This window comes from Streptomyces sp. NPDC050703 (assembly GCF_040654435.1).
In the GTDB taxonomy this organism is placed as follows: Bacteria; Actinomycetota; Actinomycetes; order Streptomycetales; family Streptomycetaceae; genus Streptomyces.
In genome coordinates, this window is sequence record NZ_JBFAHX010000032.1 from 80062 (window position 1) to 93679 (window position 13618).

Annotated in this window: 17 protein-coding genes; 1 reads left to right on the top strand and 16 read right to left on the bottom strand. The window is 70.5% G+C overall.

The genetic code is table 11. From position 1 onward, the window contains the following. Window positions 1-18 precede the first annotated feature (18 nt). From AB0I16_RS26185 to AB0I16_RS26250, 14 genes are all read right to left on the bottom strand, one after another. On the bottom strand, window positions 19-915 hold the full coding sequence (locus AB0I16_RS26185) for a hypothetical protein (protein WP_363252009.1): 897 nt from the start codon (window positions 913-915) through the stop codon (window positions 19-21). Window positions 916-947: 32 nt separating this feature from the next. Next, complete coding sequence (locus tag AB0I16_RS26190) at window positions 948-1775, bottom strand: C1 family peptidase (RefSeq protein WP_363252010.1); 828 nt, start codon at window positions 1773-1775, stop codon at window positions 948-950. After that, window positions 1759-2643: a phytanoyl-CoA dioxygenase family protein gene (locus AB0I16_RS26195; protein ID WP_363252011.1), complete on the bottom strand. Its 885-nt coding sequence runs from the start codon at window positions 2641-2643 to the stop codon at window positions 1759-1761. Before AB0I16_RS26195 ends, AB0I16_RS26190 begins: the two co-directional genes overlap by 17 nt. Beyond that, window positions 2618-3331 (bottom strand): TfuA-like protein, encoded by a 714-nt coding sequence (locus tag AB0I16_RS26200; RefSeq protein ID WP_363252012.1) that lies wholly within the window; start codon window positions 3329-3331, stop codon window positions 2618-2620. The genes AB0I16_RS26195 and AB0I16_RS26200 overlap by 26 nt, the downstream gene beginning before the upstream one ends. Window positions 3332-3342: 11 nt before the next feature. Then, on the bottom strand, window positions 3343-4698 hold the full coding sequence (locus AB0I16_RS26205; RefSeq protein WP_363252013.1) for a YcaO-like family protein: 1356 nt from the start codon (window positions 4696-4698) through the stop codon (window positions 3343-3345). Then, on the bottom strand, window positions 4695-5891 hold the full coding sequence (locus tag AB0I16_RS26210; RefSeq protein ID WP_363252014.1) for a 50S ribosomal protein L11 methyltransferase: 1197 nt from the start codon (window positions 5889-5891) through the stop codon (window positions 4695-4697). Before AB0I16_RS26210 ends, AB0I16_RS26205 begins: the two co-directional genes overlap by 4 nt. Window positions 5892-5908: 17 nt before the next feature. Then, window positions 5909-6532 (bottom strand): flavoprotein, encoded by a 624-nt coding sequence (locus tag AB0I16_RS26215; RefSeq protein ID WP_363252015.1) that lies wholly within the window; start codon window positions 6530-6532, stop codon window positions 5909-5911. Continuing rightward, the gene (locus AB0I16_RS26220; RefSeq protein ID WP_363252016.1) at window positions 6529-7455 is read right to left on the bottom strand and encodes a hypothetical protein; all 927 of its coding nucleotides are present in this window, start codon (window positions 7453-7455) and stop codon (window positions 6529-6531) included. Before AB0I16_RS26220 ends, AB0I16_RS26215 begins: the two co-directional genes overlap by 4 nt. Next, window positions 7452-8462 carry a T3SS effector HopA1 family protein gene (locus tag AB0I16_RS26225; RefSeq protein ID WP_363252017.1) on the bottom strand — a complete coding sequence of 337 codons (1011 nt, stop codon included), beginning with the start codon at window positions 8460-8462 and terminating at the stop codon, window positions 7452-7454. The genes AB0I16_RS26220 and AB0I16_RS26225 overlap by 4 nt, the downstream gene beginning before the upstream one ends. Further along, on the bottom strand, window positions 8459-9556 hold the full coding sequence (locus AB0I16_RS26230; protein WP_363252018.1) for an aminoglycoside phosphotransferase family protein: 1098 nt from the start codon (window positions 9554-9556) through the stop codon (window positions 8459-8461). Before AB0I16_RS26230 ends, AB0I16_RS26225 begins: the two co-directional genes overlap by 4 nt. Before the next feature lie 11 nt (window positions 9557-9567). Beyond that, complete coding sequence (gene tvaA / locus AB0I16_RS26235) at window positions 9568-9795, bottom strand: thioviridamide family RiPP peptide (protein WP_363252019.1); 228 nt, start codon at window positions 9793-9795, stop codon at window positions 9568-9570. Between the two features lie 218 nt (window positions 9796-10013). Continuing rightward, window positions 10014-10784: a BTAD domain-containing putative transcriptional regulator gene (locus AB0I16_RS26240; protein ID WP_363252020.1), complete on the bottom strand. Its 771-nt coding sequence runs from the start codon at window positions 10782-10784 to the stop codon at window positions 10014-10016. Window positions 10785-11380: 596 nt separating this feature from the next. Then, window positions 11381-11578 carry a DUF397 domain-containing protein gene (locus AB0I16_RS26245; RefSeq protein WP_363252021.1) on the bottom strand — a complete coding sequence of 66 codons (198 nt, stop codon included), beginning with the start codon at window positions 11576-11578 and terminating at the stop codon, window positions 11381-11383. A 10-nt stretch (window positions 11579-11588) separates the two neighbouring features. Beyond that, window positions 11589-12434, bottom strand: coding sequence for a helix-turn-helix transcriptional regulator (locus AB0I16_RS26250; protein WP_363252022.1), 846 nt, complete (start codon window positions 12432-12434; stop codon window positions 11589-11591). Window positions 12435-12650: 216 nt separating this feature from the next. On the opposite strand from AB0I16_RS26250, the gene AB0I16_RS26255 reads away from it, so the two are divergent. Next, window positions 12651-13175: an ATP-binding protein gene (locus AB0I16_RS26255; RefSeq protein WP_363252023.1), complete on the top strand. Its 525-nt coding sequence runs from the start codon at window positions 12651-12653 to the stop codon at window positions 13173-13175. Window positions 13176-13181: 6 nt separating this feature from the next. Here AB0I16_RS26255 and AB0I16_RS26260 read toward each other — a convergent pair whose 3' ends face one another. Continuing rightward, window positions 13182-13379 (bottom strand): acyl-CoA carboxylase subunit epsilon, encoded by a 198-nt coding sequence (locus AB0I16_RS26260; RefSeq protein ID WP_363252024.1) that lies wholly within the window; start codon window positions 13377-13379, stop codon window positions 13182-13184. A 38-nt stretch (window positions 13380-13417) separates the two neighbouring features. Further along, the coding region (locus AB0I16_RS26265; protein WP_363252025.1) for a carboxyl transferase domain-containing protein at window positions 13418-13618 on the bottom strand (201 nt) is incomplete at its 5' end.

The window sequence follows — 13618 nt, forward strand, 5'->3', positions numbered from 1 at the left end:
TCGGCGTCGGCTTGCGCGTCACAGCGGTCGGGCTTCCGTCCGCTCCCTGATGGCGCGGACGGCCGGTTCCAGTTCGTCCGCGTCGAACCGGACGGCATGGGCGAGCACCGTCCCGCGGCCCTGCACCCGGACCGGGGTATCCGGTTCCAGGGCCACCGCCAGCACGGTGCCGCTCATTCCCGTCACGGCCACGACGCCGTCCTTGACGGACACCATCCCCTTGGCCCTCTCCCCCTGGTGGGAGTCGTGGGTCTCGCGCCGTACGGACCGCACGGCTCCGGCGTCGACGGAGACCGCTGCCAGGTGGCCGGTGCGGATCACCAGGCGTTCGCCGTCGATGTAGTGGGGGCGGGTGTGCACGCCCGCGTAGAAGCCGAACAGCCACAGGACGCCGTAGACCGAGACGACGAGGAGCGCGGTGCGCAGCCAGGGCCAGGGCACCAGCAGCTCCACGAGGAAGATCTCCAAGGGCTCCATGAACATCACCACCAGAATGAGCATCTTCTGGTTCGCCCCGTAGCGGATCACGGTGGCGTCCGCCGGAACGTCCTTGCGTCCGCGCACGAGCAGGGCGATCGACGTGACTCCGCCCAACTCGTGGCGGATCAGCGTGAGCATGGGGCGGGGCAGCACCGTGCCCGCCGCCTCCAGGAACGCGTCCCACCGGGGCACACCGCTTCGGCGCAGCCGCCGGTAGACCACCCGGGCGGTCACGGCGAGACCGAGCGCCAGCACTCCGGTCAGGATCTCGGCCCCGATCGCGATGAGCACGGCGTCACCCAGGTCGAGTACTCCGGTCGCCACCAAGGCCAATTGGACGGCGATCACGGTCAGCGCCACCCATTTGAGGGCGCGTATCCATCTGCCGCCCTTGAGGCCGGGCGACGCTTCCCATCGCGGTTGATCAGATCCCATGTGTTCCCCACCGTCGCGCGGATGACGGTCCGCTACGTCCGCTGCTCGCCGTCCGTGTCCTCGTCGGCCGATACGATCCAGTCCCGCTCCACGACCAGCCAGCTGTCCCCCGCCAGATTCCGTTCGAAATAGGCGTAGGGCAGCGCGCCGTAACCCCGCTCGCCCCACTCCTCGCCCCAGCTGTTGCGGACCCGGAAGTGACGTCCGGTGTCGTCGAAGCCCACCAGCAGGGTGATGTGCATGCCCAGCGAGCGCTCCCCCTCCCCGGGCAGCGGTAGGGCGCCGGTCGGGAAGGAGGCGAACTGCGAGGTGTACAGCGGGAACTCGCACGCCACCGGGAGCCCCGCACGCATCGCCGCCCGCAGCGTGCCGACGTACCGCTCCGGAGTGAGTTCCTCCTTGCGGATGCGCCAGGAGACCACGTCCGAGGCGCAGTGCGCCGCCGGACTCAGGGTCGTGGCCGGATCGGTGTCCACGGTCGCGGCGGTCCACGGCCATGACGCCTCGTCCGGCAGTCCGAACCGCCGCCAGGCGGCGATGCTGGAGTCGATGTGCGCGCCACGCCGGTCGGGCTGCCCCATCAGACGGCGTGCCATCCGGTAGTTGAACAGCACCGACGGGTTGACCTCCGCCTGCCGGGCCCGCCGCGCGAAGTAGGCGGCGAGCGCCGTGACCACGGCCGACGTGCACAGCGGCACCATTCCCTGGTTGATCACCGGCGGGAACCACTCGTCCAGGGCCAGGCGGCCGGCGGGGCCGTCCCGCTCCTGGGGCCATGGCGGTGTGATGCCGGTGCCCCGCCAGTGGAACGCGACGGGGCCGCGGTGCAGGTCCCCCAGCCGCTCAGCCGCCGCTGACACGCTCGGCCGCCCGTTCCTCGTGAACCGCCCGCATGACCGTGGCCAACCGCTGATCGCGCATGAGGACCGCCTCCCGGAAGGAGCGGAGGGCGTCCGGGGCGAAGTCCGCTTCCGGGCGCCTCTCCGGCAGGAAGTGGTGGTACCGGTCCTCGCCCCGGACGAGCAGCGCGCTGTCCGGCCCGTGCACCGGGCGGACCGACGGCGCCAGGTAGTCCACCGCGAAGCAGATCCGCTCCTCGGCCGAGGTGCTCGGGCCGCTGCTGTGCACCGTCATCGGCTGGTGGAGCGACGCCTGGCCCGCCTCGATCTCCACCGCGACCACGTCGTCCTCGGATACGTCGTAGTCCGCCCGCTCCCCTTGCATGAGGCCCGCGAGGGTGCGGTCGGTGAAGTCGTGCCGGAGGAGCCCGGCCCTGTGCGACCGGCGGCAGTACAGCATCGTGCCGTTGTCCCGGCTGGTCCGGGTCAGCGCGATCCAGACGCGCACCGCGTTCCCCTCGGCCCCCTCCCAGCCGAAGTACGGCGCGTCCTGGTGCCAGGCCAGTCTGCTGCTGCTGTGCCCCTGGCGGACGAACAGGTTCGTCGACCAGACCAGGAGGTCCGGGCCGACGAGGCCGGACGCGAGGTCCAGCAGCCGGGGGTGGTGGACGAGTCCGTCCGCCCAGCGCGCGACCAAGTGGATCTTGGGATAGTTCCACCGGCGCTTCAGCAGGCCGCCTGCCCGGCCGGTCACCGTGCGGTAGGTCCGGTAGGCGGCCACGGCCCGTGCGACCTCGGGCGGCGTCAGCACGTCGACGGGCATCAGATAGCCCTGCCGGTGGAAGAAGCTGAGCTGCTCCGGGCTAAGCGGGCAGGGCGACTCCGCCACGGTGCACCCCCACGGCTCGCTCGACGGTCTGCTGCCCGCTGCCCGTGAGGTACTCCCGCACGGCACGGAGCAGCAACCGGGCGTCATCGGCCTTGGTGTCGGGCGCGGTGGTGGCGAAGTAGCGGGCCAGGGCGTCGTGCTCGGCGTCGGGCACGGCACCCCGGATGGCGTGCAGGGCCGCACGTGCGGTCCGCTGCGGGAAGTAGAGGCCCGTCGCCGCGCGCAGGAACGCCTCGGCGGTCGCCGGGCCCACGACGGCGGACTCCCGTGCGGCGGCGACGGCGAAGCGCAGGTTGACCAGCGGCTCGGAGATGGGCGCCCCGGTCTCCTCGTCGAAGGCGATGGCGACCTCGTCGTCGGCGTCCACCTCTTCCGAGCGGTACGCCTCGAAGATCCTGCCGACGCCGACCATGCCCCAGTGGTGGCACTCGGCCGCCCGCAGCGCGCCCATGCTGGAGGAGCCGAAGACCTTGACGCCCCGGTCGACGACTTCGAGCACTTCCTTCGGCGAGACGCACAGCGTCGAGAGGAACTTGCCGTCGACGATGCCGACGGCCTTCGGCGGTTCGGGCCTCCTCAGCAGTTCCGCCAGGTCTCCCCGGGCGATCGGAGGCAGGTACTCCGCGTCCAGTTCCTCGGCGGCGGCCGCGAGGGGGAGGCTCGGCCCCAGGTACACAACAGCGTCCATCGGTGGTCTCCTCATCCCGCGTTCGTCGTGGCGAGGGCACGGTGCCGCGCCGAGATGTCCTGCACGGCCTGCTTCCAGGCCGCCCTCGCGCGGTCGCCCAGCTTGCAGTGGTCCACCGCCCACGACTCAAGGCCGGGAACCATCACCCGCACGACGCTGACGGGGATGTGGGGCGGCGAGAAGTCGACCACGATCGCCCGCTTGATCCCGGCACGGCGCAACCGGGACAGCATCAGGCGGACGTCGTCCATCACGTCGTCGTGCCGGTACGTGGTGAGGTCCGCGGCATCGAGCACCTTGTCCATCGGATTCCAGATCCAGGCGCCCTTGTCGAAGGTCGACGAGCGGCGCACGTGGTACATGTGCTTCGGCACGTCGGTGCCCGGCAGGGAGATGTCCTCCCGCATCGCCTGGATGTCGACCACCCGGCCCTGCGCGCATTCGGTGATGGCGCGGATGATCGCCACCTCGGCGTCCGGGTGGGTGCCGAACCCGCCGTGCCCCTGCGACACCGTGGGGCCCATGTCCTCGGCCGTGGCGGCCATGAAGCTCGGGATGCCGAGGTCGCTGTTGAGCTGGATCACCCGCATCTCCAGGCGAGCGGCGTGGATCTTGGCGATGAGGGACTGGGCCGATTCCGGCAGCGAGCCGACCAGGACGTGCGGGTTGAGTTCCCGCAGGAAGCCGGTGATCTCACGGGACTGCGCGGGCACCGAGGACAGCCCCTTCTCCAGCACCTGGCAGAGCTGGCTGCTGAGCACCTCGCTGATGGTGATCGCGTCCCTCTCGATCACCTCGCACAGCGCGTGGCAGATCGCCTCTTCGAGCGTGTTGCCCGAGGCCAGGCCGTTGGTGGTGGTGATCTTGTAGCAGGGCGCCTCGTGGAACTTGGGTGAGTAGCAGGCGCCGTCCTGCGGGACGAGCACCTCCTCCTCGTTGAGCAGGTCGTACCCGAGGGTCCACGAGATCGGCAGGTCGTCGGTGTAGTACGGGGCCAGCTCGAAGACGTACTCGCCGGGGTGCATCACCGACCTGCCCTGTGCGATCAGCTCGTCGTACGAGGCGATCGCGTCGGGGCGCCTCGGCAGCCAGGCGGAGAACCGCTCGATGCCCTCCATCACCGCCGAGGTCCTGGCGTCGGCCGCGGTCAGGCCCTTGCCGTTGTAGACCGAGATGATGTCGTTGGAGCGCGGCGAGATGGCGTTGTACACGGGGATGCCGATCCGGTCCAGGCCGGTGATGTCGGCGACCCGTGTGATGCCCGCGCGCAGCAGGTGCGGCTTGACCCGGGCGTAGGTCTGCGCGCTCGTCACCTCCCGGTGCACGCCGACGCCGTTCGCCTTGGGTGCGCTGGTACGAAGCTTCACCGCGTCTCCTCCCCGTCCAGCACGACGCCGGCGCGGCCGTCGCCCTCGTAGTGGTAGGTCAGTGTGAGTCGGTCTCCGGGTTTCACCGTGCGCCCGTGCGCGAAGGCCCATCCCGCGGTGAACCAGTGGCTGCGGTCGCTGCCGTCCCACGGTGCGGTGGACAGGTAGGTGGTGGGGCCGATCCGGCCCTTGAAGAAGACGATGGCGGCGTTCACCACCCCGGACCGGGACACGGGCACGGTCACGGTGTCGCTGAACTTCCGGACGTCGGTGTGCAGGTCGAGGTCGTACAGCGGTACGGGCTCGGACATCCGCTTCCAGTGCCGCACCTTCTCCGGCCGCTCGTAGAATCCCGCGACCCGCTTGTTGTCCTCCTCCAGCATCGGGGAGAAGTCCATCCCGAACCTGTCCTGCCAGCGTTCGATGTGCTCGGGCAGGACCCGGTGGCGCGCCCGCATGTCCTCCGGCATGCACGCGAGGTAGACGTAGCTCTCGAAGGACTCGGGGATGAGCCGGGCATCCGGCGTCAGGAGGCGCCGGCGGGCGTCCTGGAGGTTCTCCCAGATCACCATGTCGAGGCAGTCGTTGCCGACGATGTCGGTGGTGAGCACGGAGGCCCGCTCCGGCAGTTCCGTCGTCGTCGACCAACCGCGGATCATCGTCACCTTGTCGGCGTAGCCGTTGTGCGCGATGACCTTGGCGGCCAGGTCACCGGAGCGGGCGGGTTCGAGGGCGTAGACGTGCCGGGCGCCGGCGCGGGCGGCGGCGAGCGCGAGGATGCCGGAGCCGGTGCCGAGGTCGAGGACGACGTCGTCCGGGGTGACGGTCTCCTCGATCGCCTTGATGAAGAGCCCCTTGCGCAGCGGGTCCTCCAGGATGGCGATGTTCAGGTAGGCCAGGCCGTACCCCCCGATGGGAAACATCAGGTCGGTGTAGCCCTCCGGGGCCTCCGTGGTCAGGACGCCCGCGTTCACCATCGAGGTCAGCGTGCCGATGAGTTCCTCGACGGCGCGGTGGCCGGTGAGCCTCGGCCGCAGTCGCTGGACCCCCTCGGCCAGTGTGCGGGGTTCGTAGAACACGTCGAGCAGTGACATCGCGTGGTGCCCGAACTCGAAGATCCGCCGATCGTGGTGGACGCGCACCTGATGGGCGCTGTCCACCTCGACGAGGAGTTCGGGAGCACGACGGAGCACGGTAGTGGCACCTACGGTCACGTCAATCCCCCATATTCCTTCGCGTTGTTGCCTGATCGGTCCTGCGGTGGGCCCTGCGCGGCACGCACCAGCGCTTGCAGCAGAGCGGGCCGGTAGTCCCCCATGGAGCCCGGTTCCGTCGTCTCGCCCGCGACCGCCAGGCCCTCTTGGGGTTCCACGACGGTGAACCCGTCCTCGCGCAGCTGCTGGACGTTGCGGCGTACGACCGGTTTCGCCCAGGTGGTGGCGTTGGTCGACGGGACCACGATCACCGGGCAGGGCAGCGCCATGAGCGTCGACGTCGCGAGGTTGTCCGCGATGCCGTGGGCCAGCTTGCCGACGAGGCCGGCGGTGGCGGGCAGCACGAGGGCGACCTGGGCCCAGTCCGCCAGGGACACATGTGAACGGGCCCCCGCGGGCAGGTCGTCCCAGTCGACGTAGACCTCGCACCCGGCGACCCGCTTGATCGAGTCGACGGTGACCAGCCGGGTGGCCATCGGGGTCAGGACGACCCGGATGTGCCGCAGCCGCAGCCGGTCCTTGAGCCACAGCAGGATGTGCGGCAGGCCCAGCACCGCGACGGAGCAGGAGCCGAACACCATGAGCCGGACCCCGCTGAGGTCCTCTCGCGCCTCGCTCATCGGCCTCCGTCCTCGATGAGGTCCACCAGTTCCCGCCACCGCGCGGTGACCCCGGCCACCACCTGTTCGAGCCGGTCCGCCGAGCCGGTCCGGACGGCGGCCTGCGCGTAGTGCTCCAGCAGCCGGTCCGCGACCAGAGCGGGGAGCCGGTCCGCGACCTGGGCCGGGAGCCGGTCCGGTCCGGGGCCGTCACCGGCGCCGGCGTAGCCGGTGAGGAAGGCGCGGACGAGCACCGGGAACCGGCCGCCACCGGTGCCCACGGCGGCCGACTCGACGAGTTCGGCGAGGAAGAAGGCGATGTCCCGGTCGGGATCGCCCACCCCGGCCTCCCGCCAGCCCTGCACCACGGGGCGGGCCAGCGGCACCACCAGACCCGAGGAGAACCGGCCGTGCACCAGGCTGTCCGGGCGCGGCGGTGCGCCTGCCGAGGCGGCGGCCGAGGCGAGCACCCCGTCGCCGAACCCGGCCAGACCGGCCCGCGCGGCATCCACCCGGTCCGTGCGGGCGGCGCCCGGGGGCAGCCAGGCCGCGTGGCCGCGGACGGGCAGGAACTCCGCCTCGGCGGCGGGTACGCGGTGCACGCGGCCGAGGAAGGCGCCGAGGTCCTCGCACGCGCTCGCCCAGCGGTCGGCGCCCGCACGGGCGGGGGCGCCGAACAGGTCGTCGCACAGCAGGGCGGGCGTGGGCATCACGGGCCAGGCCGCCAGGTCGGGCCGGACCAGTCCGGGCAGCGCCGCCACCGCCCCGCCGGAGGCGGGGACCAGGCCGGCCAGCCGCCGCAGCCGAGTGGCGTCCAGGTAGTCGCCCGGCGCGACCGCCTGCTCGAACCACCGGTATCCGGACCCGGATCTCACGCAGCGGCGCGCCACGAACGGGCCGTCCATCGACCGTGCGGTGGCCGCCGTCGCGGTCCCGGCCGTCACCGCGGGACCCCGAGCAAGGGCCGGGGTGCCTCGTAGGGCCGTTCGACCGACAGACCTTCCCGGCGGAACCGGTCGGCGACCGCCTCGACCCGGCCGTCGAGGTCGGTGACCCCGCGGGCGTGGGCCTCGACGAGACCTTCCGCCACGAGGGCGCAGCGACTCTCCCCGAAGCTCACCGTGCGTCCGCGGAGCTGCGGTTCCACGGCGAAGGAGATGCCGGGCAGCAGCGGTTTGACGAAGCACGGCCGGTCGTCGCGGAGCCGGTCCGCGAGCTGGGCGTGCATCTGCGGCACCATGGCCTGGTGTGCGAGCCAGTCGGACTCCCGCAGGTACAGCACCCCGGCGTCGCGCCGCACGTAGGCGGTCGGGTCGTTGGCCATCTTGAAGCTGAAGGGAATCCGCCGGTCGTTCACCGCCGTCGTCACGACCCGCATGACGTCCGGGGCCGCCTCCGGCCCGGCCGGCGTGAAGTAGACCCGGACCATCGTGGAGTCGTCGGACTTGTGCGGCGGCCCCTCGTCCCCCACGGCCATGTACCAGCCGAGCACCGCGTAGCGCCGGCACGGCGGAAGGACCACCGAGACCATGGCGCCGACCTCGACCGGATCGTCGTGCACCAGTTCCCCGGGAGCCGCGAGCACCGAGATGCCGTCCTTCTCGACCAGCCAGCCACCGTCCCCGGCCTCGCGGACACGCCACCCCGGCACGCGGTAGCCGGTGCCGGTGTTCGCCGCGTGGAGAAGCTCGGTGAACGCGTAGTCCTCGTGGTCCACCAGGGCCGCGACCGCCCGGCCGCCGCCGACCAGCAGACGGGCGGCGGCGTCGTCTCCCGCGTAGTAGGTCAGGTAGATCAGGCGGGAGAGGTAGGAGACCACCGGATAGTCGGGCCTCGCCTCCATGTCCCTCGGCGGGGTGAGCCTGCCGAACCGGGGGTGCCGGAACGTGCGTTCGTCGAGGATGACCACCTCGTCGGCGATCCGTCGGACGACGTCGAGGTACTCCGTCATTTCATGATCACCTTCAGTGTCGGGTCGGCGATGAGCCGCTTGCCGTACAGCAGGCACAGGTGGCCGACCTGGGTGAGCATGCCGAGTTGTTGCAGGCGCATCGCGGCCTGGAGCAGCAGGGAGACCCCGGCGTACCGCAGGACGCGCAGTTCCATGTCCCCGGTGATCCCCGAGAGCGAGCGGTAGGCGCTCAGGAAGGTGCGGGCGTTGCGCCGCGCGGTGTCCAGGGCCTCGGCGTCACCGTGCCTGCGGACCGATTCGACCAGGAACTGGCCCACCAGGTAGCCGACGTCGTAGCACGGGTCGCCGAAGCCGGCCAGCTCCCAGTCGATCAGCCGCACCACGCAGTCCGCGCCGGGGTCGCGGGGGAACAGGATGTTGTCGTCCCTGAGGTCGTAGTGGACGATCGTGTCCGGCCGCCACTGTGCGTGGAGCTCCCGGAAGTGCCCTTCCAGCTCCTGCATGACCCGCAGGTAGATGTCGAAGTCGAGCCCCGCTCCGTGGGCGTACTCGTAGGGCGTCAGCCGGGTGGTCATGGGCACCGGGGGGTGGAGCAGCCACTCCGGGAACCTGCGGTAGGCGTCCTGGACCGGAGCCTGGTGCAGGTCCACCAGGGCGGCGGCCAGGTTCACCAGGTGGCGGACGTCGACTTCCGGGTCGCGCTGCGTCAGTTCGCGCAGGCTGTCGCAGTCCTTGATCACGTCCAGGGCGATCGCGCGCGTACCGCCGCCGGCGGCGACCAGCCGGGGCACCGCCTGCCTGGCCCGCGGCGTCAGCTCCAGGTCCGCGAGCATGCCCAGCACGACGCGCTCGTAGTCGTTGTCCAGTTCGGTGTCGGTGTCGGGGAACTTCACGAGGCAGGCCGATCCGTCGGCGAGCTCCACCATGAGAACGACCCGCCGCGAGGCGCACCGCTCCACCCGGACCACCCGGTCCTCGGTGAGTCCCAGCATGGCCAGCGCCGTGTGGTCGGGCCGGAACTCCTCGACGAGGTTTCCGGCCTGACGCGGCGCGGGGCGCCGACCCGGGCGCGGGGTGAAAAACCCCAGCGCCCGGGCGCGCAGAAGCTCAAGTGCCCCTGTACTTTCCATCATGTCCGCTGGTATCAGCAGTGAGTCGCAGGCGTGACGACGACGGAGACGAAGGTGCCCTGGACACCCTCGTCCGGGTTCATCCCCACCTGCTCCTCCAGGAACTTCTGGAGCTCCTCGGAGGAGACCCCGGCCAGCTCGCTGAACGACGTGTCGATGGAGTCGACCGTGGTCGCCGAGTTCGCTTCGTCGGCCTTGATCTGATCGATGAGTTCTTCGATATTCGGGGTCGGTGCGGTCATGTGAATTCCTCCCCTTCAGTCCGGCAACCCGGGGTGGGCTGCCGAAAAGCATCCTTGCACGGCCGGGCATGGCGAACGCATTGTCTGCGAATGAGTAACTGGGCAGGGAATGCGCATGCATTGCTCGGAAATGGAAAGCGCGCGCCGCGGATCACCGGGTTCGCGTGACGTGAATACCGGGCGAAGAAGGCCGTCCGAATGTCAGACGGATTCGAATGTCAGACGGAATCGTCGTCGCGGTGCAGGACGGCCTTGTGCAGCTGTTGCAGCACGGCGCCCGGCCGCACCCCGAGGTGGTGGTCGAGCAGCCACCAGCACTCCTGGTAGGCGTTCAGGGCCGAGCCGATGTCACCCGTTCGGTAGTACGCGCGCATCAGAAGGGCCCAGAGCCCTTCCCTCATCGGGTGCTCGGCGAGCAGGGACCGGATCTCCGGAATCAGGTGCCGGTGCTCCCCGAGGCGGAACTGGAGCGACAGCAGGTCCTCCTGCGCCACCAGCCGGAGCGCGTTGAGCGCGTCGAGCTGCCTTCGCAGGGCGTCCGCGACCGCGAGATCCGTGTGGCCCGCGTCGCCCCGCCACAGGCCCAGAGCGTGCCGCAGTGTCGCCACGGCGTTGGTCAGCGCGCCGGCCCTGGTCTCCTCACCCGCGTGCCGCACCAGGCGTACGAAGACGTCGGCGTCCAGTTCCATGGGGTCCACGCGCAGGCGGTAGGAGCCGCCGTCCGAGGGTCCCCCGCACTTGACCGTCGACAGCCGCACCGCCCCCGGATCGGCGAAGTCGAGCGCTTTGCGCACGCGGGCGACGTAGGACCGGATATTCGGCCGCGCGGACTCGGGCGGGGTGTCCCACAGCAGATTCCTCAACTGCGTCTGGGTCACGAACAGATTGGCCCGGAGCAGCAGAGCGGCGAGTGCGCCCCGGGCCTTGTGCTCCGAGAGCAGCCGCTCGACGGCCTGGTCGCGTTTCGGGTCGAAACTCCAGACGGCCACCGGTCCGAGCAGGCCGAACTTCAGTGCTGGCGACTGACCCGGCCACACCCCCGGGCGCGTGGTCAGGCCGCCGTCCCCCGTTTCGTACGTCCGCGCTGATGGCACAGTTATGCCCGGTTGACTCACGTGACTTCCCCCGGTCGTCATGGTCATCATGCCGACGGGCTCCGCAGCGGAAACGGAGCACCGTTGAAAAGCTATAGCCGTCCGGCCGCCCTCGGCGGCCGGATTATGTCGGTCCGCCTCAGCCGGGGCGCTGTTGTCCCACTGAAGCTTCAGTCCGCAACATTCACACCATGTAACACCGGCCACTCCGTGATCGCCACCCATGGGACCGGACACAATGCGTTGGCCATGCGCCGCAATCGCTGCGAAGGGCCGCGCCTAGGGCGTTTATGAGGGCCCGTCAGCTTTTCGGTCGGCGCTTTACGACTGGAAGGCATGGGGGGATTCCTGCATTCCGGGCACTCCGCCGGCCCGGCCGCGGCATGCGGGTCCGTCTCACGGCCGGCGGGCGACGCGCCGTGGGGCGCGGGACTTCCTCGCAGTGGCCGTGTGATCAGGGCTGCGCGGGGTGCGCCGAGGCGGCCAGGCGGTCAGCCGTGGTCGTTGGGGTTCTGCCTCGTGTAGGAGAGCAGGGCCGCGAATGCGTCGGGGGTGGCGGTGAGTATGGATTCTCGGGGGGCGGCGGACTCGGTCAGGAGGATGCGGTCGGCTTCAGCGGATATGGCTACATGGACACAGGAGTCTCCCTGCGCGCAGTAGGACGACTTCTGCCAAGTGGGCGTGGTCATTCGGGTCCCCTCACAGGCTTTCGGCGATGTCGTGGACGAAGTCCCGTGAGGCCGGCACGGGGAGAGCGATGGCCTCCATGCGGTCGATCAGGACGCGGTACTTGGCCAGCTGCGCTTCCGCGTCCAGGAAGACCGGGCCGTGTGACTGGTCCAGGTGCACCGTGTCGAGGCTTGGCACGGGGCCGTACGAGTAGAAGATCGACTGGCCCGATCCGGCGAAGAAGCCAGCACTGAAAGGCACTACCTGGAGCACGACTCCGGGCCGTTCGCTCATGTCGAGCAGATGGTGGAGCTGCCCCTTGGCGACGGCCGGTCCTCCCCACTGCATCCGCAGCGCCGCCTCGTGGATGATCGCGTGGTACGGGGTCGGCTCGTCCCGGAACAGGACCGCCTGCCGCTTGATGCGGAACGAGACGCGATGCTCGATCTCCGGTGGCGTGATGGCGGGAACGTCCTGGCGGAAGATCTCGCGGGCATGCTCAGCGGTCTGCAGAAGACCGGGGATGTGCACCGTGATGGCCGTGCGCATACGCAGGGCATGGTGCTCCACCTCGGCCAGGTCGAGCAGCGCGGCGGGCAGTATGGCGCGGTACTCCTCCCACCAGCCGCGTACGCGCTCGCCGGCCATGCTCACCAACGCGTCCGCCAGCGCGGGGTCCTCGCAGTCGTAGTGGCCGGCCAGGGCGCGTACGCGGTCGGGACTGACGCCCATGCGTCCCGATTCGGTGTTGCTGACCTGGTTCTGCCTCACGCCGAGCAGTTGACTGGCCTGCGTGGAGGTCAGGCCGGCGCGCTCACGCAGTTTGCGCAGCTCGGAACCGAGGCGTAGCTGTCGCCCTGTCGGGTTGCTCCGCACTGACTCGGTGCCTCCTCGGCGATGCGGTCACCCGCGAGGGTGATAGATGAGAGCTTTTCGTCGTTCCCGATAAGAGTTTATCGCCACTCCGCTACCTTCAAGGCAGGCGCCCCGCCCAGAAGCATCCCGCTCGACGGAGCGGCTCGGTCACTGGGCAACGGCTGACACGCACCACTCGGCCGACTCCCCAACTCGCGGACTCGAAGGGACACTTCCATGACCACCGTATCGCCGCTTCCGGCGGACCCCGGCCTCTTCGCGGGCACGTACACGCTTCAGCTCCCGCATGATCCTCGCGGTCCGGGCATCGCCCGTGCGCTGCTCCGCCTGGTACTGGAAGCGCACGGCAGGGGCGAACTCGTCGACGATGCCGAGCTGTTGGTGTCGGAGCTGCTGACCAACGCGCAGCTGCACACCACCGGCCCGTACGCCCTGCGGCTCGGTCCCGGCGTCTGCGACCCGGGGCGGGTCCGCGTGGCGGTCTGGGACGGAGACCCGGAGATTCCCGCCGGGTTCGAGCGGGGCGGGCCCCGCGCCGACGCGTGTGCGGAGGGCGGGCGGGGGCTGTTCCTCGTGCGGGCCTACGCGGACGACTGGGGCGCGTACTCGTTCCCGAACGGGGGAGGCGGAAAGCTGCTGTGGGCCGAGTGCGGGGGTGCGAGCCGCCGGCACGGTGACCCCTGGAGCGGGCCGGGGGGAGGGCCGCGCCCCGATGGGGGCCGGCCCTCCGTCCGTCAGTGATCCGTGTCAGCCCTGCCAGCTGTGCGGGGCCAGGTAGTTGTCCTTGCGCCAGGCCGTCATGGGGGGCTTGTCGGTGGGGTGGGACGGGTGCGGGGTCGCTCGGGAGAGGAGGAGGACCGTCAGGGCTGCCAGTTCTGCCTCGGTGGGGGTGCCCTTTTCTATGCGGATGTCTATCTGGGCGTCCACCTCTGCTGTGGGTTGCATGTGACCTCCCGGTGATAGGGGCGGGGGCGGGGGCGGGGCTACTGCGGGGGGTTGCCGTGCTTGCGGGACGGGCGGTCCGCGTGCTTGTTCGCCAGCATGGCCAGGCTCGCGATCAGGACCTCGCGGGTCTCGGACGGGTTGATCACGTCGTCGACCAGGCCGCGTTCCGCCGCGTAGTACGGGTGCATCAGCTCGGTCTTGTACTCCTTGACCATGCGGGCGCGCATGGCCTCGGGGTC

Bases quoted from the DNA above. Each gene is read 5' to 3' on its own strand.
- AB0I16_RS26260 (WP_363252024.1), bottom strand. From the start codon at position 13,379: ATGCAACCCACAGCAGAGGTGGACGCCCAGATAGACATCCGCATAGAA.
- AB0I16_RS26230 (WP_363252018.1), bottom strand. From the start codon at position 9,556: ATGATGGAAAGTACAGGGGCACTTGAGCTTCTGCGCGCCCGGGCGCTG.
- AB0I16_RS26185 (WP_363252009.1), bottom strand. From the start codon at position 915: ATGGGATCTGATCAACCGCGATGGGAAGCGTCGCCCGGCCTCAAGGGC.
- AB0I16_RS26215 (WP_363252015.1), bottom strand. From the start codon at position 6,532: ATGAGCGAGGCGCGAGAGGACCTCAGCGGGGTCCGGCTCATGGTGTTC.
- tvaA (WP_363252019.1), bottom strand. From the start codon at position 9,795: ATGACCGCACCGACCCCGAATATCGAAGAACTCATCGATCAGATCAAG.
- AB0I16_RS26245 (WP_363252021.1), bottom strand. From the start codon at position 11,578: ATGACCACGCCCACTTGGCAGAAGTCGTCCTACTGCGCGCAGGGAGAC.
- AB0I16_RS26225 (WP_363252017.1), bottom strand. From the start codon at position 8,462: ATGACGGAGTACCTCGACGTCGTCCGACGGATCGCCGACGAGGTGGTC.
- AB0I16_RS26200 (WP_363252012.1), bottom strand. From the start codon at position 3,331: ATGGACGCTGTTGTGTACCTGGGGCCGAGCCTCCCCCTCGCGGCCGCC.
- AB0I16_RS26255 (WP_363252023.1), top strand. From the start codon at position 12,651: ATGACCACCGTATCGCCGCTTCCGGCGGACCCCGGCCTCTTCGCGGGC.